Genomic DNA, 20,080 nt, shown 5'->3' on the forward strand with positions numbered 1-20,080 from the left:
CGGCAAGCGATACTTCGCGAGTTGACCAAGCCCGATGTTCCGGAACTCGGGCCTTGGTTTTTTTACGGCTTCAGCCACGGGAAGACCCCTTCTCACTTTGGATTGAGCAACCGCAGCACGTCGCCGGCACGCTCGTCGAGCGCGACTCGTCCCGTCGGCCTCAGTCGAAAACCGGCCGCGTGTATTGGAGGAAGAGTTATAGGCGCGCGGTCTGCGCGATAGCGTTATTTTGTCGCGTCGTTGTTATACTGTCCAATATCTATCTCGTCTTTCTGAAATAGCTTTAACAGATATCGCATGGAATTGCGCCATATTCGTTATTTTCTGGCCGTGGCCGAAGAGCTAAACGTGACGCGCGCGGCGGAGCGGCTTGGCATCGGGCAGCCGCCGCTCAGTCAGCAGATTCACGCTCTAGAAGACGAAATCGGCGTGCGTCTGTTCCGTCGCACGGGGCACGGCGTGGTGCTGACCGAGGCCGGAGAAGCGTTTGCGGCCGATGCCAGACGCATCCTGAACGACACGCGCATTGCCGTGGAAAACGCGCAAAGCGCGGGACGCGGTGAAATGGGGCAACTCAACATCGGTTTCACGGGTTCGGCGGCGTTCAATCCCGTTGTGTCGCAACTGATTCGCGCGTATCGACAGGCATTTCCTAACGTTACGCTTACGTTGGCCGAAGGCAACACCGCCCAATTGCTGGCTTATCTCGATGCAGGCACCGTCGATGTCGCGTTCGTGCGGCTCGGCAGTCAGTCGCCCGTGGGCGTCGAGTTTCACCACATCGCGGTAGAGCCCATGCGCGTGGTGCTGCCCGTCACGCATCGGCTGGCGAAGAAAAAGAAGATCGCATTGTCAGCGCTGGCCGAAGATCCCTTCGTCATGCTGCCGCGCGTGGCCAGTCCGACGCTGCACGATGTGATCGTCGGCGCATGCAGGGAGGCCGGTTTCGAGCCCGTTGCAGGCCAGCAGGCGCCACAGCTTTCGTCGGTCGTGAACCTCGTCGCAGCCGAGTTCGGCGTGTCGCTCGTGCCGGCTTCCGTGTGCCAGATACAGGTCGAAGGTGTCGTGTATGCCGACATGACCGGCAAAGCCGTATCGATCAGGCTTGCGTTGGCATCGCGGATCGAAGCCACGCAAGCCAAGACCGCGAACTTTCTCGATATGGCACTGGGTTTTGCTCAGGTTTAGGGTGGCCGCTTCCGCGTGCGCGAAGCCGCTCAATCGGCCTGAGCGTCGTGCATATCGCCGAACAAATCCGACGTCGCACCGCTCGATGGCTGCAACGACTGCAACGCGCCGCTCCTGACCTGTTCGAGCACTTGCGGCGAGAGCCACCGCTCTTCCATTGCGGCGATGCCGCTTTCGATCATCTGCTGCAGAAAAAACGACTGCTTGCGCCCAGTCGCTTCCGCCAGTATGCGTACTCTTTGTTCGATCGCGGGCTCGACGCGAACCGCGACGACCTTCAACTTGTTTTCGGCGGACCTTCTCAACCTTGACTCCCAATGCATGTCCCGCGTCGATAACGGACGCGTGCGTGGCTCGGCTTTTATCACAAAGAGGCGGCGCATCGCAATGCTTCTTTGCTGCGGCCTTCGCAAACATGCCTGCGCGCGGCTTGAATCGCACGCTTATTCACGCATTCACCGCATCACGCATTCACCGCGAGCTTCATCGTACCTTCTCTTGCGAGAAACGCGCGCACGAGTTGATGCGCCTGATCCTTGTGCGCGGACTGCCACGATGCGGCGAGCATCTCGGTATCGAACATGCGTGACAGCGTGTACGCGTTCGATTTGTGAAAATACGCGAGACTCACCAGCGTGACATAGAGATGCAACGGGTCGATGCCGCGTCTTAACGTCCCTGCCGTCTCGCCACGACGGATCAGCGTGCGCAGCATGTCGAGCACCGGCGACGACATTGCGGGAATGACCTTCGAACGCTTCATGTAGCGCGCGCGATTCAGGTTCTCCCATGAAAGCAGACACAGCAACTCGGGGTGTGCCGCGAAATGGCCTTCGGTGAAGTCATAAAGTTGCAAAATGCCCGCGGCGGGATCGACGGTATGCGCGTCGAGCGTGACAGCTAATTCGGCTTCGCGAAGGCGCGCGAGCACATGCTCCAGGACTTCGACATAAAGCGCTTCCTTGCCGCCGAAGTAGTGATAGATCATGCGGATGTTGACCTTCGAACGGCTCGCGATGGTCTCTACGCGCGCACCGGAAAAGCCCTTGTCCGCGAACTCGCGAATCGCGATCCTGAAGATGCGCTCCTTCGTCTTCGCCGCGAGCTGCGCGCGGCGTGTGGGCGCGGCATCTTCTTTCGAGGCGCTTTTCAGCTTGGGCGGGGCCATGAGTCGTGTCGTTGATAAGGACATGTCGATGTTACCCGCCTTTAACGTCTGAACGGCAGCGTGAGCGCGGGCGGTGCGGTCTGTCTGCCGATGAGCCCCGCCACCGCGATCAACGCAAGCAAATACGGCAACATGATGAGCAACGCTGTGGGCACGTGCAGGCCGAACATCGGGAGCTGAAACTGCATGGCCGTGGCGGCACCGAACAAGAGACACGCGAGCGCCGTGCGGCCGATCTTCCAGCTGCCGAAGATGATGGCGGCAATCGCCAGATAACCCGTACCGTTGGTCATATTCTCCGTGAACGTGTGTATGTCGCCGATGGAAATGAAGCAGCCCGCTGCCGCCGACATCACGCCCGAGTACACCACCGCGCCATAACGAATGCGCGTGACAGGCAGCCCCGATTGATCGACGGCGCGTGGCGCGACGCCTGTCGCATGCAGCGCAATGCCGAGCGCGGTGCGGCGCATGATGACCGACGTTGCGATCAAAACGGCAAGCCCCGCATACAGCAGCCACACCTGACCGAACACCGGCTCGCCGATCAACGGCAATTTGCCAAGCACGGGCGGCGACCAGTGCGCGAGGCCGGGAATGACCGCGCTGGAACGTTCGCCGAAAACTGCCCGGTATGCGAGCGTCGTGCCACCAAGCGCGAGAATGTTGATGCCGATGCCCGTCACGATCTGATTCGCGCGCAAGGTCACGCTCAGAAACGCCTGCAGCAAGGCAAGCGGAATCACGCCGAGCATGCCGCATAAAAGCCCGAGCGATGGATGCCCCGTCAGCCAGGAAAACACCGCGCCGAGAAACGCGCCCGTCAGCATCATGCCTTCGACGCTCATGTTCAACACGCCTGCGCGTTCGCTGATGAGTTCGCCAGTCGAAGCAAGCAACATGGGCGCGGCCAGGCGAATGGATGCGCCGGCAAAGACCGCGAGAAGTTCGAGGTTCATCGCGAAGTTTCTCCTTTATCGAGCCACATTGCGCCGCCTGCCAAAGCGATCGTGACGATGCCCTGCACGATCAACACGAGCGCCGAAGGCACTTGCGCGACCATCTCCATGTTGATGCCACCCGAGCGCAAGAAGCCGAACATCAAGGCCGCCGCGAACACGCCGGTGATCGAACCACGCGCGAGCAAACCGACGACGAGGCCATCGAAACCGTAGCCAGACGAGAAGCCCGCCTTCAGCGAGTATTGATCGCCTTGCAGCATCAACGCGCCGGCGAGTCCGCTGAACGCGCCTGCGATCGCAAGCGCGCCGACGAGCGATGATGTGATCGGCAAGCCCGCGCGCTTCGCGGCAACGGCGTTGAGCCCCGCTGCGCGCAACGACAGGCCGAAGCGCGTGCGCGCGAGCATCACGGCCGATGCAACAGCCAGCACGAGCGTCACCGGCAAGCCGATATTCAGGTTCATGCCGCTTGCCATGAAGATGGCCGGCAGCTTGGTTACATCGGGAATTTCCAGCGATTCAGGCAAGGTCGCGCCGCTCGTCATTGGTTGACGCAGCAGTGCATCGCTTTGCACGCACCAGTAAAGCAGCCACACGGCGATGAACGAAAGCAGCAGCGTACTGATGACTTCGTTGGTACCGGCTTTAGCTTTCAGCACGCCGGGCACGCCGCCCCATACCGCACCCGCGGCGGCCGCCGTGAGCATCGGCACGATGAAGGCGAGGCCGAAAGGCAAGTGCGCGCATCCGCCGTAGAGACTCATCGCCGTGGCAACTATGCCGCCTATCGCCAGTTGCCCTTCTCCGCCCACGTTGGTCAGCTTCGCGCGATTTGCGATGACAAAGCCCGTGCCGACGAGCGCGAACGCGAGGCTGCGATTGACGGAGGCCCCGATTGCATAGGGCGAGCCCCACGCGCCATCTGCGAACGCGGCGAGCGCATCGGCAATGGATACGCCCATCACCGCGATCAAGCCGAGCGCCGCGAGCATTGCAAAGAGCACGGCCGCCGCGATCACGAACGCAACGCGTAATTGCGGCGCATGGCGCGCGCCGGACGTTGCCGCGAACGGCCGATGCAGCTTCATGTTGACGTTCATGCGTTATCTCCCGAGCCCGCCATCCATGCGCCGATACGACCGCGATTGCTCGCATCGGGCGTACATGTGCCCATGATGCGACCGCGATACAGCACGACGATGCGATCGGCGACGCTCATTAGTTCGTCGAGTTCAGAGGAAATGAGCAGCACGCCCACGCCGCGGTCGCGCGCCGCGCGAATATGCGCATAGACGGCGGCCACCGCGCCGACATCGAGCCCGCGCGTGGGCTGCGCCGCAAGCAGGAACAGCAAAGGGTCGAGCGTGAGTTCGCGTGCAAGAACGGCTTTCTGCTGATTGCCGCCGGAGAGTCCGCCGAACAATGCATCGGGGCCGCTTGCACGCACGTCAAAACGTTGCATGAGTTCGAGCGCGGCATCGCGCATGGCGCGGCGGCGCAGAAAGCCACCGCGCGTATAGCGGTCGAGATGATTGAGCAAGAGGTTGTCGGTGAGACTCATGCCGGTGACGCAGCCTACCGCGTGACGATCTTCCGGCACGATACCGACGCCCGCTTCCGTTAATTCGCGCGGGCTGGCGTTGGTCATGTCGCGGCCAGCGATAAAGAAGCGCCCCGACGATGCGCTCAGCATGCCCGCGAGCACCGCGCCGAGTTCGCTTTGACCGTTGCCTTCCACGCCCGCGATACCGACGATCTCGCCGCGATTCACGACGAGCGTGCAGTCCGCGAGACGCGTGACGCCTTCCGCGTCGCGAGCGCTCAGGCCGTCGAGTTGCAGTACTTCGTCATCGAGCGGTCGCGAGTACGGCGAGCCGCTTTGCACGAGTGACAGACGCGTCGCGAGATCGTCGGCGGCATCGCTGTCTTCGCGATGAATCATCGCGTGCACGAGCCGGTCGATATCCCTCGATGGATTCGACGAACGCGCGACCACGCGTCCCGATTGCAGCACGGTCGCACGTGTCGCAATGCGGCCGATTTCCTTGAGCTTGTGCGTCACGAGCACTACCGCGCAACCGCGTTTCGCCACGCGTTCGCACGTGTCGAGCAACGCATCGATCTCGGCGGGCAAGAGCACGGCGGTGGGTTCATCGAGCAGCAGAAGACGCGGCTCGCGCATCAGGCATTTGACGATCTCGACGCGTTGCCGTTCGCCGACGGACAAGTCCGCGATCTTCGCGTCGAGCGCAAGATCGAGACCGACGCTCGCCAACACGTCTTGCACGCGCGTGGCTTCCGCTGGCCGGTCGAGCCAGCCGCGCGCCTGACCGAGCAGCAGGTTGTCGAGCACGGTGGCATCGTCGACGAGACTGAAATGCTGATGCACCATCGCGATACCGTTCGCGAGCGCTTCACGCGGATTGCGCGGCCGATACGGCGCGCCGTTGACGCGCATGGCGCCTGCATCCGGCTGATGCACACCGAAGATCACATTGCACAGCGTCGACTTGCCCGCGCCGTTCTCGCCGAGCAAACAATGCACGTCGCCGGGATACAGGTCGAGCGAGACGTCGTCGAGCGCCGTGAACGCGCCGAAGCGTTTGCCGATTCCCTGCAGCGAGAGAATGGGCGAACTATCGGCGGATGGGGAAGCCAGCGTGCTCATCCTTCAGAGACCTTGATCTTGCCGCTCTGGATATCGTCTTCGATCTGCTTGATCTTGGCGTCCATGGCGGGCGTGGATTTGCAGATCACCATGCCGGATGCTTTCGGCCCCATTGCAAGGCCGAACGCTTTATAGCCCGGCTGCCATTGCCCCTTCTCCAGTTGCTCGATGGCGTACTGCGCCTGATAGCCCACGCCCGTGATGCTGTATGCGATGTAAAGCGGATCGCTTCCGCAACGGTCCGTATAGCTGCCGATGATGTGCGTGTCTTTTTCCTTCGCCGCTTGTTCGAGCCCGCGCAAGCCGAGATTCAGGATGTGATAGTGCACGTCCGCGCCCTGCGCGATGGCCGCTGCCGTCGCTTCGCGCGCCTTCGCCACGTTGTCGAAGTCGCCGGTATAAGCCTCGAAGTACTTGACCTTCGGATTGATATAGCGCGCACCGTTGCCGAATTCCTTGCCCGCATTCACGATCGACGGAATCTCCATGCCGCCCACATAACTCACCGCGCCGTTCTTCGACAGCATGGCTGCGGCCGCGCCCGCGACATAAGCGATCTCGGCCTGCTTCACGTCATAGCCCGCGACGTTCGGCGGCATGTTCTCGCCCTTGTTGCCGCCGACGATGGAGAACTTCACATTGGGAAAGCGCTTCGCGACCTTAAGTACCGCAGCCTGCGTCTGACCGCCGATACCGATCACGAGCTGATTCTTCGTCGCGAGATTCGTGAGCGCCTGCTCCATGTCCGCGTAGTTGATGTTCTCGATGATCTGCGTCTTCAGCTTCGGGCCGAACTCCTTTTGCGCGGCCGCGACGCCTTCATACCCTGACTCCATCCAGCCCTTGTCGGATTTCGAACCGGGGATCAGGACGCCCACGCGCATCGCTTCATCGGCCGCGTGCGCAGGGCGGATAAAGAACGCCGGCACGCCGAGCGCAACTACGCCGGCAATGGCCACGACGCGTTTCATCAGGATGGAAGGCTGTTGCGAACGGAACATCACTGGCACTCCTTTTGCGTTGAGTTTCGGTAAGTAGGTAATTCATGAGCGAAATGCACATTGCAACTTCAATGCCATGTTCAACCCGCGCGTGAATGTCGAATACTTCGCGTCAGTCGCGTTCGGTGTCATCGGCGACCTGCGGCAACATCCTCAACTCTTTTCCGATGGAGAACACGATGGACCACGCCCCGAACCCCGCCACGGCAGGCGCTGGCTTGCTCGGCGCATTCGCGCAGACGCGCTGGCAAGCGACGGAAACGCTCGTCGATATGGCCGTGCCAACGCCCGTTCCGCGCCTCGCGACACTCGATGCCAAGCCGCAGAAAGTGCGCTTCGACATCGAGAAAACAGCGCTCGTGATCATCGACATGCAGAACGACTTCTGCACCAAAGGCGGGTGGGTCGACCATATCGGGGGCGATTACGGTGCGGACCGTGCACCAATAGCGCCATTGCAGCGCCTGCTGCCGATCGCGCGGGAAAGCGGCGTGCCGGTGATTTGGGTTAACTGGGGCAATAGGCCCGATCTCGCCAACATGCCGCCTAATCAACTGCATCTGTATAAGCCGAAGGGAACGGGCATCGGGCTTGGCGAGGCCTTGCCTGAACATGGCGCACATGTCCTTGAAAAAGATTCGTGGGCAGCCGCCGTGGTCGATGAACTGAAGATCGAACCGCAAGACATCTGCGTGGACAAGTACCGCATCAGCGGCTTCTGGGACACGCCGCTCGACAGCATTTTGCGTAATCTCGGTACACGTACCGTGTTTTTCGCGGGCGTGAACACGGACCAATGCGTGATGCACACACTCACCGATGCCAATTTTCTCGGCTACGGTTGCGTCATGCTCACCGATTGTTGCGCGACTTCATCGCCCGACTTCTGCACGGAAGCGAGTATCTGGAACGTGAAGAAATGCTATGGCTTCGTCGCGGATTCGTTGCAATTCGCCGACGCATTGAACAGCGCGGCCGCATGAACGCTTTCGTTCCCGGTCCGCGTATTCGCGTGAACGCAACCGGCAGCGGCGCGCTCGATGGCTTGCGTTTTGCGGTGAAGGATTTGATCGATATCGCGGGCGTAACGACGGGCGGCGGCAATCCCGATTGGTTTGCCACGCACGATGCCGCGCAATGTCATGCGCCGTGCGTGGCGAAGCTGTTAGCGGCGGGCGCATCCGTGGATGGCAAGACCATCACCGATGAACTCGCCTATAGCCTCGAAGGCGCAAACGAACACTATGGCATACCGCTCAATCCGCGTTGGCCGCATGCATTGCCCGGTGGATCGTCGAGCGGATCGGCATCGGCGGTTGCGAGCGGCAGTGTCGATTTCGCACTCGGCACCGACACCGGCGGCTCGGTGCGTGTGCCTGCCGCGTTCTGCGGACTCTGGGGCATACGGCCAACGCACGACGCGGTATCGCTCGATGGCGTGCTGCCGTTTGCATCATGCTTCGACACGGTCGGATGGTTCGCGCGCTCGGGTGATGTGCTTGCGCGCGTTGCAAACGTGCTCCTCGATGAGGTCGCTTCCCACGATGCTCCCGCGCGTCTCGTGTGCTGCAAGGAAGCATTCGACGCGCACGGTTCCGCGCGTCTGCGCGAATTTGCACCCGCATCCGCCGAGATCGAACTCTTCGCGGGCGAGGGCTCGGACTGGCTGCATGTCTATCAGCAGTTGCAGGACGACGCGATACGTGCGTCTCTTGGTTCATGGATCGACACGCATACGCCGCGCTTCGGAGCGAACATCGCGCCACGCTTCGCGCGGCTCAAGTCGATCGACGACGCGGAGGTGAATCGGTGCCACGCTTTACGTGAGGAATATGCGGCACGTATTGCGCATATCGTCGCCGATGCCTTGATCGTGCTGCCAACTACGCCCGTCTCGCTTTTGCGCCAGAATGAAACGTCGGAGCATATCGGCGCGTTCTATCGCGATGCCTTGACCTTCAACGCCATCGCGGCATTTGCCGGACTGCCGCAAGTGACCATACCCATTGCGAACGAATCGACCGGCCCGCTCGCGTTGTCCTTGATCGGTCCGCGTAACAGCGACCGTGCCTTGATTGCGCGGGCGCGAAGTCTGTTTGCCAATATCGAATGAGGTAGACGAACTTGTCTACTTGCCATCGCTTTCAACATCGAATGAGAACCATGAACATGCCACCGGAAATCGATGGAACGCTCGACGCTTATGCCGACGCCGCACTTCGGCTGCACTTCCCTCATCTAACGGATGACACCGCCGCGCGTGTCAAGGCGCAATTCGCGCGCATCGCGCAACTCGCGGCACCGGTACTCGCCTATCCCGTCGATGCCCAGGATGAACCTGCGCCGGTGTATCGCCCATGACCATCAACGACGCATTCCCTGCTGGCGCAGTTGCCATTGCACGCGCCTATGCCGAAGGTGCATTCAGTGCGCGCGAATTGATCGAAACAACGCTCGCTCGCATCGACACGTTTAACGCGCAGATCAACGCCTTCACCACGATCACGCGCGAACGCGCACTCGATGAAGCCACTGCCCTCGATGCACGGCGCGCGAGCGGCGCTGCTTTGCCACCGCTCGCAGGCGTTCCCTTTGCGGCGAAGAACCTGTTCGACATCGCGGGCGTCACGACGATCGCGGGATCGCGCGTGCTCGCCAATGCCGCGCCCGCCGCTGCGGATGCAACGCTCGTTAAACGACTCGCCGATCATGGCGCAATCATGGTCGGCGCGCTCAACATGGACGAGTTCGCTTACGGCTTCACCACCGAGAACAGTCATGCGGGACCGTGCCGCAATCCGCACGACCTGACACGCTCGGCGGGTGGATCGTCGGGCGGCAGCGCCGCGGCGGTCGCGGCGGGCTTCGTGCCGCTCACTCTCGGAAGCGATACGAATGGGTCAGTGCGCGTGCCTGCCTCGCTGTGCGGCGTGTTCGGCGTGAAGCCGACCTATGGACGCTTGTCGCGGCGCGGAACGTATCCGTTCGTCGCGAGTCTGGATCATATGGGCGCATTCGCGCGCAGTGTCGAAGACCTCGGCGCTGTCTATGAGGCGCTACAGTTTGCCGATCCACTCGATATGGCTTGCGCGCAGCGTGAATTCGAACCCGCGCGTGCGATGAGCGGAACCTTGCGCGTTGCACGTCTGACGGGCTATTTCGACGACTACGCAAACGACGATGCGCGCAACGCATCGCTCACTGCGTCGGCCGCGCTCGATGCGACGGATACCGTCGAGTATCCGGATGCCGATGCGGCGCGTGGTGCAGCGTTTCTCATCACCGCTGCCGAGGGCGGCCAATTGCATATGAAGGACCTTCGCGCGCACTACGACGAGCGTGAGCCTTTGTCGCGCGACCGCTTGATGGCTGGTGCGTTGCTGCCTGCCGCATGGATCATTCAGGCGCAACGCGTCCGCGCTTCGTTGCGGCGACGCGTGCTGGAACTCTTCGAGCGCTACGACGTCTTAATCGCGCCAGCGACGCCGGTCGTGGCGCCGCGCATCGGCGACGAGTTCATGGAGGTCCGCGGTGAGCGAATGGCAGTGCGAGCCAGCCTCGGCATGTTGACGCAACCTATCTCGTGCCTTGGATTGCCCGTTGTGACCGCGCCTATGCGAACGGAAGCCGGCTTGCCGATGGGAGTTCAGTTGATTGCCGCGCCGTGGCGCGAAGACCTGGCATTCGAAGCCGCCCGGCGTCTGGAGCAAGCTGGCGTAGCGGGTTGTGCGACACCGCGTTTTGCCGAGGAGACAGCGTGAACGAGATCAATCGACCGGATGTTCTCGAGGAAGTGAATGCGGTGTTCGACGCGTATGAACGGGCCCTGACTAGCAATGACGTCGCGATGCTGGATGACCTGTTTTTTAATTCGTCGCTAACGGTGCGCTATGGGGCGACGGAAAATCTCTACGGCTACGACGCCATACGCGAGTTTCGTGCAGCACGGTCCGGAACAGGTTTGGCGCGCGAGGTGACGGCACGAATGGTGACGACCTATGGAGATTCGATGGCCGTTTCAAGTATCGAATTCCGGAGGGAAGGCGACGCGCGTATAGGCCGACAAAGTCAGACGTGGATACGCTTCGAGGATGGATGGAAGGTCGTCAGCGCGCATGTCAGCTGGATGACCTAAACGCGACCGCGAGCGGCGATCCTCATGCAGACGGATCGCCGCGGCGCCAGGCATCATCACTCGTATCCGGGACCTGTGCGCGCTTGCCGCATCGTCAACGCGCCCTCTTGTCTGCGCCGATAGCCCGAATCCCGCGAAGCCAGCCAGTAATAAAGCGGCGAAGTCAGCAGCAGGCCAATGACCCACGACAGATCCGCGCCATCGAGATACTTCGGCACGGGACCGGCGTACATCGGCGTATTCATGAACGGAATCTGCACGATGATGCCGATTGCATAAGCGATCAAAGCCTGCGGATTGAAGCGCCCATAAATGCCGCCATCGGCTTCGAAGATCGATTGAATATCGTACTTCCCTTTATGGATGACATAGAAGTCGATCAGATTGATCGCGGTCCAGGGCACGAGCACCACGAGCAAGGCAAGCACCAGATCGACGAGATTTCCCACAAAGTTGGTCGATGCGCCAATCGCTCCATAGCAGCAGGCAAGCAGAATCGCGACTGAAAGCACGGCGCGCGCTTTGGCCGTGGGAATCCAGCGATAAGCAAACGTCTGCAACGAAGTAATCGTGGCGAGCACCGCGCCATAGAGATTGAGCGCGTTATGACTAATCACGCTAAGCAGAAACAAGACGAGCATGGGCAAGCCGAGGGGGCCGGTCGCAGTCTTGACGGCGTCCATGGTATCGGCGCCGGGCGCGACGGCAAGCGCGGCGACCGCACCGAAGGCAAACGCAAGCGAGGAGCCAATGGTGCAGCCCAGATACGTCGCCCAAAACGTCGACGCTACACGCACATTGCTCGGCAAATAGCGCGAGTAGTCGGAAACATAAGGTGCAAACGCAATCTGCCATAGCGCGGACAAGGAAACGGTAGCCAGCCAGCCTGCGAAATTGAAGCCGCCGCGCGTGAAGAAGTCGGCCGTCGCGATATGCGTGAAGATGTACGCAAAGCCTACGAAGATACCGATGCCCAGCACCCACGTACCGATTCGGTTGAGTATATGAATGAATCGATAGCCGATGATCCCGATCAACCCCGAGCCCACCGCACCGATGACGATCCCGACTGGCACCGATATCGATGTTTCGATGCCATGCAACGACTTGCCCGCGAGCACGATATTCGATGCAAAGAAGCCCACGTACATCACGCCCGCAATCACCGTGACGAGCAACGCGCCCCATGATCCGAACTGCGCGCGGCTCTGAATCATCTGCGGGATACCCATCTGTGGCCCTTGCGCCGAATGCAGCGCCATCAACACGCCGCCCACTGCCTGACCGACGATGATCGCGACGATTCCCCACAGCAAGTTCAAATGGAATATCTGCACGCCAAGCGCGCCCGTCACGATAGGCAATGGCGCAATGTTTCCGCCAAACCAGAGCGTGAATAGATCGCGCACCTTGCCATGCCGATCCTCCGGCGGCACATAGCCGATCGTATGCTTCTCGATGAACGAGGACGTGTTGCTATCCGACGTATTCAAAGTCGTCTCCTTTATTGATTTTGCGCATGCGCGAGTCGTTTCGAAAGACCATGCGCACCGCGGAGCCCGTCGAAAGTCTCGGGGCTCTCGAACGCGCCATGGCGCGTGTCAGGAAGCGGTTGCTAGATAATCCGCAAGACGCGCGAGCATGGCGTCGCAGGCGTCGAGTTGCTCGACGCTCACGAACTCGTCGGGCTTGTGCCCTTGATCCATGCTTCCCGGTCCGCACACCACGGTTTGGATGCCCGCTTGATTGAAGAGTCCGCCTTCGGTGCCGAACGCCACCGTGCCGAACTCGTTCGAGCCACTAAGAAGCGTCAGCAGGCGCGCTGCTTCGCTGTCTGGTGGTGTGGCCAAGCCCGGATAGGCGCTCAAGGATTCGAAGCGAATGTCCGTGTCCGCTTTCACCGCGCGCATCTTCGGAAGTAATTCGGCTTCGGCAAAGCTTTGCAATTCATCCGCCACCTCATGCGCGTCGAAGCCGGGAAGTGCACGCACTTCAAAATCGAATTCGCATTCCGCCGGCACGATATTGAGTGCACGCCCACCTTTGATGACGCCTGCCTGCACGGTCGAATAGGGTGGATCGAAGAGTGCATCATGGTGCTCGGGCTGTGCCAGCTGCTCGCCAATATCATCCAGCTTGCCGATAAGACGTGCTGCATACGCTATGGCGTTCACGCCGTAGGGCGCGTAAGCCGAGTGACAAGCCGCGCCCTTCACCTGGCAGCGCATGGCGAGCTTGCCTTTATGACCGAGCACCGGCTTCAGTTCGGTAGGCTCTCCGATAAGGCACAAAACGGGCCTGTGTGGGCGCCTTGCCAGTTGCTCCAACATGGGCCGCACCCCAAGGCAACCGACTTCCTCGTCGTAAGAGAAGGCAAGGTGTACGGGCATGAATAGCGATTTCTCAAGAAACGTAGGCACCGACGCCAGCACCGAGGCGATAAACCCCTTCATATCCGCCGTGCCGCGGCCATATAAGCGCCCTTCCTTCTCGGTAAGCCGAAAGGGATCGAGCGTCCAGGCTTGGCCATCGACGGGCACGACATCGGTATGACCGGATAGCACGATGCCGCCCCTGTCACGCGGACCGATCGTCGCAAACAGATTCGCCTTCGTTCGCTCGGCGTTATAAAACAGTTCGCTCTCGACGCCGAGATTCGCAAGGGTGTCGCGAACGAACTCGATGAGTTCCAGGTTCGAATCGCGGCTGACGGTTGCAAAGCCGATCAGCCGTTCGAGCACGTCGCGGCTCGACATCTCACTCATTGCCCGGCACTCCATAGCTAGGCGCCACTGTCGGGTTCAGCGCACGGGTCACGTAGTCCTGCATTTGCGGCCGATAAGCCTGCCACAGACCATCGAGCTGGCCGATGGGGTCGGCGTCGGCCCAATCGACGCGCAGATCGACGATAGGCCAACTCAGATCGCTTACGATCTTGAGCGCTGCGGAATGCACCGGCCCGGCTTCGCCGCCTGCGGTCATCGCCGCCCGCATCGCAGCGAGCAAACGATCCGCCAGCATGCCTTTGGTGTTTTCGAACGCGGGAATCATGGCTTCGATCACGCCGAGGCTCGCAAGCATGTTGCCTGCGGCGACGCATTGATCTCCAGCCACCGCGTGATGCAGGCCAAGCGCTTCCTTGCCGCTAAAAAACGCGGTGCGGCCATGAGCGTCGATGACCGTTACTTGCCGATATTCGCTGTACGCGTTCGCATCGAGCGCACGGTCGAGCGCCGCCTGAGGATCGAGTTGCGCAGTGTCGATGAGATCGAGGATCTGCGGCCCAAGTGCGGGCAAAGTCACGTTTTGCGTGGCCACCGCGCCCACGCCGCCGCGTGCCCACGGACATCGCGCGCCCACGGCGATACTCGACGAACTGATTGCAATGCCAAGCTGGCCGGTTTCCTGGCAACGTCCGATCACGGAGAATGTCATGCAAGGCTCCTCGACTTAGGCGGGCTTCCAACCTTCAGGAATGACCGCGATCACATCGATTTCCATCAGCCATTCCGGCTGTCCCAACGCACTCACCACCAGCCCCGTCGAAATGGGAAACACGCCCTTGAGCCACTTGCCGACTTCCTGGTACACCGGCTCGCGATAACGCGGATCGATCAGATACGTGGTCGTCTTGACGATATGGCTCATGTCGCTGCCCGCCTCTTCGAGCAACTGCTTGAGATTCTTCATCGCCTGCTCGGCTTGCGCGCGTGCATCGCCGAGACCCACCAGATTGCCTTCGAAATCCGTTCCCACCTGACCACGCACATAGACCGTGTTGCCGGCGCGCACGGCCTGGCAAAGATCGTTATCGAGCGTCTGGTTCGGGTACGTATCCTTCGTGTTGAACATGCGGATACGCGTATGCGTAGGTTGGCTCATCGATGCACCTCGAAGCTGAGAATGATTGAATAGTGAATGCGGCGTCTTGGGCGATCGTCAGTTCACGCCCATCTCGCTGACCTTGTGCACGCGCGGATCGCTGAATGTCGCGGCTTGGTCGGCATGACGGCGCGACGCATCGTGATACGCGAGATACTTGCGCTGCGTGACGATGTGATCGGCAATATGTTTTGCATCGTGCCAGACGCCCCAGATGAAAGCGGAGCCGCGCCGCGAAAGCCAGGGCAAGCCAAGGAAATAAACGCCGGGCTCCTTGGAAACGCCTCGCTGATGCTTGGGCTTGCCTTTATCGTCGAAGGCGTTGACATCGAGCCAGCTGAAGTCGACGGCGTAGCCGGTTGCCCAGATGATCGAACTCACGCCAGCATCGGCAAGGTTCAGTTCGAGAACAGGCTGCTTCATGCATTCCGGATCGGACGGAATGATGCGTGCCTCGGGCTCGTCCGGCAGATCGATACCATTGCGCGCCACATACGCGTCTGCGGCGCTCAGCAAAGACAAGTAGTTGTCGTCGCCGTTGTTGATGTTGGTCGTGAGGTCTGGCTGAAACGTTGCAATGCCATTCTCGAATGACTTCGTGAGACCGACGAGGTTCATGCCCTGATGCGCGAGACGGCGGAAATCGACTGTTTGTCCACCGCGCGCGCCACTCACTGCAATCGTGACGTGCTCCTTGCCCGGCCGCATGACTTCCGCATCCCACTCGCCGAGCACGCCCAGCCACCAGCAAAAATCACGGCCACGATACGCGCGCGGCGGACGGTCATGCGGGCCGACCGACAAATACACCTTCCTACCGGCGCGCATTAGTTCATCCGCAATCTGCACGCCTGACGATCCCGCGCCGACCACGAGCACCGCGCCTTCCGGCAATTGCTCAGGATTCCGATAATCAGCCGAATGAAGCTGCGTAAGACGTTCGTCCTTCGGGGCGATAGCCGGGATGACCGGCTTCTGGAACGGACCAGTAGCGACGACTACACGGCTCGCTTCGATCACGCCTTCCGATGTTTCGACGGTGAAGCCTTGCCGCCCGACATTGCGAACCACCTTCTTGACTTCGACGCCCGTGCGAATGGGTGCATCGAACTTTTCGGCGTAGGTGACGAAGTAATCGGCGACCTGATCTTTATTGGCAAAGCCATCGGGATCGACTTCATCGAACTCGAGATTGGGGAAACGATCGTGCCACGCCGGACCGTTCGCCACGAGCGAGTCCCAACGTCCCGTGCGCCAGCGTTCCGCAATGCGGTCGCGTTCAAGAACGAGGTGCGGCACGCCGAGCTTGCTCAGATGCTCGCTCATCGCCACGCCGGCCTGACCGGCGCCAACGACGAGCGTGTCGATTGAGGTTATTTCCACTGTCATGGCTATGTCCTTCGATATGGCTTTACTTCGCGGAAGTGTCCGGCGAAGTCAGCGTCCTTGAAATACGTGCAGTCGTGCGTGGCTGGCGTTCTGCCAATGAAGCCCAAATTTACGCTTGAGCGCAGAATTCTAAAAATATATTTAAAAAATGCTTAGCATCGGTTTTGGCTATGCAATCCTTTTTGGCGAAGCCACAATTCGGCCGGTCAACCGTTTAGAGGCGGAGCGTTTCCGATGGAAAACCACCCTTTGCGCTACTCGCTTCGGCAATTGCGCTACTTCGTCGTGACGGCGGAAGTGCTGTCTTTTACAGCCGCCGCGCGGCGCCTGCACATATCGCAGCCGTCGATCTCGACCGCGCTCGCGGACCTCGAAATATCGTTTGGCGTGCAGCTTTTCATACGGCATCACGCGGCGGGATTGTCGCTTACGCAAGCAGGCCGAGACCTTCTGGGGCAAGCGCGCAATCTGCTAAAAATAGCCGAAGAATTGCAAATGGCCGCTAAGGAAATGGATGGCGGCATGACGGGCTCGATCGCGCTCGGCTGCCTCGTTTCACTTGCGCCGCCGCTCATGCCGGGGCTCATAAGCCGCTTCACCGGCGAGCATGCAGGGATTTCCTTTAGGACCGTCGAGGCGCATCAGGATGGCCTGCTAAGAGGCTTGCACGACGGCTCGCTCGATATTGCGCTGACCTATAGCCTGGATTTGACCGAGGACATCGCGTTTACGCCACTGCTCTCTCTGCCGCCTTATGTCATCTTGCCGAAGACGCACCGGCTAGCCCGCGCGCGCAAGGTCTCATTAGCGGATCTCGAAGCGGAGCCTTACGTGATGCTGGATTTACCGCATAGCCGAGAATATTTCGCGGCCCTTTTCGATGCCGTCGGCAACCGGCCGGTTCCCGCATTTCGGTCGTCGCAGCCTGAAGTCGTGCGCGGCATGGTGGCTAACGGCTTAGGCTATAGCATCCTCAATTTTCCGCTCAAATCGAATCGCACCGTAGATGGTGAAGACTTCGTGATTAAGCGCTTCAAGGACAACGTCAACGCAACGACGCTTGGCATTGCGCAATCGCGCACCATGAAGCCGCGCCAAGTGGTGCAACGCTTCGCCTCGTTTTGTGAGAACTATATCCGGCGGCTGCATCTAGACGCCTAAGAAACGCCAAAGCCAGGAACGCTACATAGGCAAAAGCTCTGCTTTGTATCCGAAAACAATATTTTGGCTGGTAATTTGGCTTGATAAATTTGTTGCCATGCGAGCGCAACGCCTTGCCGACTCTACGCTGGCGCGCTTATAAGGAAATAGATTCAAGGAGTCTTTCATGACCAGCCAGGCAAGAACGATCCCGATCACGGCACTCGTCGACGAGTTGCGCGCCGGTTGCGAACGATCGTTCAACGACGCGCATGCCATGCCGCCTGGCGTCTACACCTCCGCCGATTTTTTGTCGCTCGAAGAGCGCGACATCTTCGAACGCGAATGGCAATGCGTTGGCCGCGCAAGCGCCTTGAAGATGCCGGGCGACTACCTGACGGCGCGCATTGGCGCACAGCCTTTGGTGGTGTTGCGCGATGAGCAGATGCAACTGAAGGCGATGTCCAACGTCTGCCTGCATCGCATGTCGGTTCTGCTCGAAGGGCGCGGCAACGTGCGCAGGATCGTGTGTCCATATCATGCATGGAATTACTCGCTGGATGGCGCGTTGCAAGGCGCACCCCTGATGGACCGTCAAGAAGGCTTCTGCAAGGAAAGCTATAAGTTGCCCGCCGTGCGGTGTGAAGAATGGCAAGGCTGGATCTATGTAACGCTCGACGATCAAGCGCGGCCGGTCAGTGAACAGCTTGCCGATTTGAGCGGGCTCATCGATGCCTACGGCATGGAACACTACATCGAAACTTTCTATGAAGAGCACGTGTGGGACACCAACTGGAAGATCCTCGCTGAAAACTTCATGGAGAGCTATCACCTGCCCATGCTGCATCGCGCGACAGTAGGACCGCATTCACGTCTTGAAGAGATGGAATGCCCGCCCGGCTTTCCCGCATTTAACTACCACTGGATCACGAAGGAAGCGTCTCTGCCCATTGGTAACGCGCATCCGGACAACACGCGGCTTACGGGACACTGGCGCAAGACCACGGCGCTGCTGGCGATCTATCCGACGCATCTCGTCACGCTCACACCTGGCTACTTCTGGTATCTCGTGCTGCAACCGCAAGGCGTTGGCCGCGTGCATATTCGTTTCGGCGGCGGTCTTGCGCCCGAGTTCATCGCCGACCCAGAAGCGAATGCGCATATGGCCTCGCTCAAGACCTTGCTCGATGAAGTCAACGCGGAAGACAAGCGCGGCGTCGAAGCGGTTTTTCGTGGCGTACATGCGCCGCTTGCAAAGCCCGGTCATCTCAGCCATCTCGAACGGCCCAACTATGACTTCGCGCGCTATCTCGCCAGCAAGGTTGGCGCGCATTGAACATCACTGCAAACGGACAGGACCGAACGATGCCTGACGCTTCCTTCATCTCGTTCACGGGCGTGAGCAAGTCTTATGACGGCATGCATTATGTCGTCGAAGACTTGAATCTCGACGTGCGCAAGGGAGAATTCCTGTCGCTGCTCGGGCCATCGGGCTCAGGCAAAACGACCACGCTCATGATGCTCGCGGGATTCGAATCTCCCACGCAAGGCGAGATTCGTCTCGATGGCAAACGTCTCGACGACAAGCCGCCGCATCTGCGCGATATCGGCATGGTGTTTCAGAACTACGCGCTGTTTCCGCATCTGACGATTGCAGAGAACGTCGCGTTCCCGCTTTCCGTGCGCCACGTAAGCCGCGCCGATCAGAAGGCGCGTGTCAAGCGCGCGCTCGAAATGATCGAACTGCCGCATCTCGCGAACCGGCGTCCTTCGCAGCTTTCCGGTGGGCAGCAACAGCGCGTGGCGCTCGCGCGCGCACTCGTCTTCGAACCGAGCGTCGTGCTCATGGACGAACCGCTCGGCGCACTCGACAAGCGTCTGCGCGAAACCATGCAATACGAGATCATGCGGCTGCATCGCGAGTTGTCGCTCACCATCGTCTATGTCACGCACGATCAGGCCGAAGCGCTGACCATGTCGGACCGCGTCGCCGTGTTTTCCGATGGCCGTATTCAGCAAGCCGCCACGCCCGGCGAACTCTATGAGAACGCGCAGAACGCTTTCGTCGCGAACTTCGTGGGCGAGAACAACGGCCTCATTGGCCGCGTGGCCAGTGCGAGCGACGAATGGGCGACCCTGGCCCTCGCGGACGGCAACATCATTCGTGGACGATGCGAACCCGGCCTCACCGAAGGCGACGAAGCCATGCTCGCGCTGCGCCCCGAACGCGCGCACATTCCGAGCGCGGAAGGTTCGCATGTCGACGAACACAGCAACGTGGTGCGCGCCCGAGTCGAAGAACTCGTTTATTGCGGCGATCATCATCGCGTGCACCTGAAGCTCGGCACGCGCGACAACCTCGTCGTCAAGCTGCCGAACACTCAGCGTCACGCCTTGCCCGCGGATGGCAGCACGGTCGATGTCGCCTGGCGCCACGACGACTGCAAGATACTTGCGATGAGCGCGTCCAGAAGCGTGTCCACACCTCTTTCTTCCACACCGTCGTCAACTTCAATCACCACGCCCGCTACAGCAGGAGCCAACTGA

General features: G+C 60.4%; 20 protein-coding genes and 1 pseudogene. 9 read left to right on the top strand and 12 right to left on the bottom strand.

The window, feature by feature from the left end; all coding sequences use genetic code 11:
* Positions 1–78 (bottom strand): annotated as a pseudogene (locus NCT04_RS26120) (succinate dehydrogenase, cytochrome b556 subunit); the annotation flags it as partial.
* A 219-nt stretch (positions 79–297) separates the two neighbouring features.
* Here NCT04_RS26120 and NCT04_RS26125 point away from each other — a divergent pair.
* A complete protein-coding gene (locus NCT04_RS26125; protein ID WP_244830215.1) occupies positions 298–1,188 on the top strand; it encodes a LysR family transcriptional regulator in 891 nt (296 codons plus the stop codon).
* A 29-nt stretch (positions 1,189–1,217) separates the two neighbouring features.
* On the opposite strand, the gene NCT04_RS26130 is transcribed toward NCT04_RS26125, so the two are convergent.
* The 6 genes from NCT04_RS26130 to NCT04_RS26155 form a co-directional block, all read right to left on the bottom strand.
* Positions 1,218–1,493 (bottom strand): YlcI/YnfO family protein, encoded by a 276-nt coding sequence (locus NCT04_RS26130; RefSeq protein ID WP_250469483.1) that lies wholly within the window; start codon positions 1,491–1,493, stop codon positions 1,218–1,220.
* Positions 1,494–1,651: 158 nt separating this feature from the next.
* Positions 1,652–2,356, bottom strand: coding sequence for a TetR family transcriptional regulator (locus NCT04_RS26135; RefSeq protein ID WP_250468368.1), 705 nt, complete (start codon positions 2,354–2,356; stop codon positions 1,652–1,654).
* Positions 2,357–2,397: 41 nt separating this feature from the next.
* Entirely contained in the window at positions 2,398–3,315 is a 918-nt protein-coding gene (locus NCT04_RS26140) for an ABC transporter permease (protein ID WP_250468369.1), read from the bottom strand.
* Positions 3,312–4,418, bottom strand: coding sequence for an ABC transporter permease (locus NCT04_RS26145; RefSeq protein WP_409015130.1), 1,107 nt, complete (start codon positions 4,416–4,418; stop codon positions 3,312–3,314). The genes NCT04_RS26140 and NCT04_RS26145 overlap by 4 nt, the downstream gene beginning before the upstream one ends.
* Positions 4,415–5,986 carry an ABC transporter ATP-binding protein gene (locus NCT04_RS26150; protein WP_250468370.1) on the bottom strand — a complete coding sequence of 524 codons (1,572 nt, stop codon included), beginning with the start codon at positions 5,984–5,986 and terminating at the stop codon, positions 4,415–4,417. Before NCT04_RS26150 ends, NCT04_RS26145 begins: the two co-directional genes overlap by 4 nt.
* Complete coding sequence (locus NCT04_RS26155; RefSeq protein WP_404989399.1) at positions 5,983–6,990, bottom strand: BMP family protein; 1,008 nt, start codon at positions 6,988–6,990, stop codon at positions 5,983–5,985. Before NCT04_RS26155 ends, NCT04_RS26150 begins: the two co-directional genes overlap by 4 nt.
* A 176-nt stretch (positions 6,991–7,166) precedes the next feature.
* Between NCT04_RS26155 and NCT04_RS26160 the strand changes: the two genes are divergently transcribed.
* The 5 genes from NCT04_RS26160 to hpxZ are packed head-to-tail and all read left to right on the top strand — an operon-like array spanning position 7,167 to position 11,122.
* A complete protein-coding gene (locus NCT04_RS26160; RefSeq protein WP_250468372.1) occupies positions 7,167–7,970 on the top strand; it encodes a cysteine hydrolase family protein in 804 nt (267 codons plus the stop codon).
* On the top strand, positions 7,967–9,100 hold the full coding sequence (locus NCT04_RS26165) for an amidase (RefSeq protein ID WP_250468373.1): 1,134 nt from the start codon (positions 7,967–7,969) through the stop codon (positions 9,098–9,100). The genes NCT04_RS26160 and NCT04_RS26165 overlap by 4 nt, the downstream gene beginning before the upstream one ends.
* Positions 9,101–9,150: 50 nt before the next feature.
* Positions 9,151–9,348 (top strand): AtzG-like protein, encoded by a 198-nt coding sequence (locus NCT04_RS26170; protein WP_250468374.1) that lies wholly within the window; start codon positions 9,151–9,153, stop codon positions 9,346–9,348.
* Complete coding sequence (locus tag NCT04_RS26175) at positions 9,345–10,748, top strand: AtzE family amidohydrolase (RefSeq protein WP_250468375.1); 1,404 nt, start codon at positions 9,345–9,347, stop codon at positions 10,746–10,748. The genes NCT04_RS26170 and NCT04_RS26175 overlap by 4 nt, the downstream gene beginning before the upstream one ends.
* Positions 10,745–11,122 carry an oxalurate catabolism protein HpxZ gene (gene hpxZ, locus NCT04_RS26180; protein WP_250468376.1) on the top strand — a complete coding sequence of 126 codons (378 nt, stop codon included), beginning with the start codon at positions 10,745–10,747 and terminating at the stop codon, positions 11,120–11,122. Before NCT04_RS26175 ends, hpxZ begins: the two co-directional genes overlap by 4 nt.
* A 56-nt stretch (positions 11,123–11,178) precedes the next feature.
* Here the strand turns inward: hpxZ and NCT04_RS26185 are convergent, their stop codons facing one another.
* From NCT04_RS26185 to NCT04_RS26205, 5 genes are all read right to left on the bottom strand, one after another.
* Positions 11,179–12,615: a purine-cytosine permease family protein gene (locus NCT04_RS26185; RefSeq protein ID WP_250468377.1), complete on the bottom strand. Its 1,437-nt coding sequence runs from the start codon at positions 12,613–12,615 to the stop codon at positions 11,179–11,181.
* A 108-nt stretch (positions 12,616–12,723) separates the two neighbouring features.
* The gene (gene argE, locus NCT04_RS26190; protein WP_250468378.1) at positions 12,724–13,887 is read right to left on the bottom strand and encodes an acetylornithine deacetylase; all 1,164 of its coding nucleotides are present in this window, start codon (positions 13,885–13,887) and stop codon (positions 12,724–12,726) included.
* Positions 13,880–14,557, bottom strand: coding sequence for a DUF1028 domain-containing protein (locus tag NCT04_RS26195; RefSeq protein ID WP_244830203.1), 678 nt, complete (start codon positions 14,555–14,557; stop codon positions 13,880–13,882). The genes argE and NCT04_RS26195 overlap by 8 nt, the downstream gene beginning before the upstream one ends.
* Positions 14,558–14,572: 15 nt before the next feature.
* Entirely contained in the window at positions 14,573–15,004 is a 432-nt protein-coding gene (locus NCT04_RS26200; protein ID WP_244830202.1) for a RidA family protein, read from the bottom strand.
* 57 nt (positions 15,005–15,061) lie between these two features.
* Complete coding sequence (locus tag NCT04_RS26205; protein WP_250468379.1) at positions 15,062–16,393, bottom strand: flavin-containing monooxygenase; 1,332 nt, start codon at positions 16,391–16,393, stop codon at positions 15,062–15,064.
* A gap of 234 nt (positions 16,394–16,627) precedes the next feature.
* On the opposite strand from NCT04_RS26205, the gene NCT04_RS26210 reads away from it, so the two are divergent.
* The 3 genes from NCT04_RS26210 to NCT04_RS26220 all read left to right on the top strand — a co-directional run bounded on the left by NCT04_RS26210 (position 16,628) and on the right by NCT04_RS26220 (position 20,080).
* Positions 16,628–17,554, top strand: coding sequence for a LysR family transcriptional regulator (locus NCT04_RS26210; protein ID WP_250468380.1), 927 nt, complete (start codon positions 16,628–16,630; stop codon positions 17,552–17,554).
* A 166-nt stretch (positions 17,555–17,720) separates the two neighbouring features.
* Positions 17,721–18,869, top strand: coding sequence for an SRPBCC family protein (locus NCT04_RS26215; protein ID WP_250468381.1), 1,149 nt, complete (start codon positions 17,721–17,723; stop codon positions 18,867–18,869).
* 29 nt (positions 18,870–18,898) lie between these two features.
* Positions 18,899–20,080: an ABC transporter ATP-binding protein gene (locus tag NCT04_RS26220; RefSeq protein WP_250468382.1), complete on the top strand. Its 1,182-nt coding sequence runs from the start codon at positions 18,899–18,901 to the stop codon at positions 20,078–20,080.

This window comes from Caballeronia sp. GAFFF2, from assembly GCF_023631485.1.
Classification (GTDB): domain Bacteria; phylum Pseudomonadota; class Gammaproteobacteria; order Burkholderiales; family Burkholderiaceae; genus Caballeronia.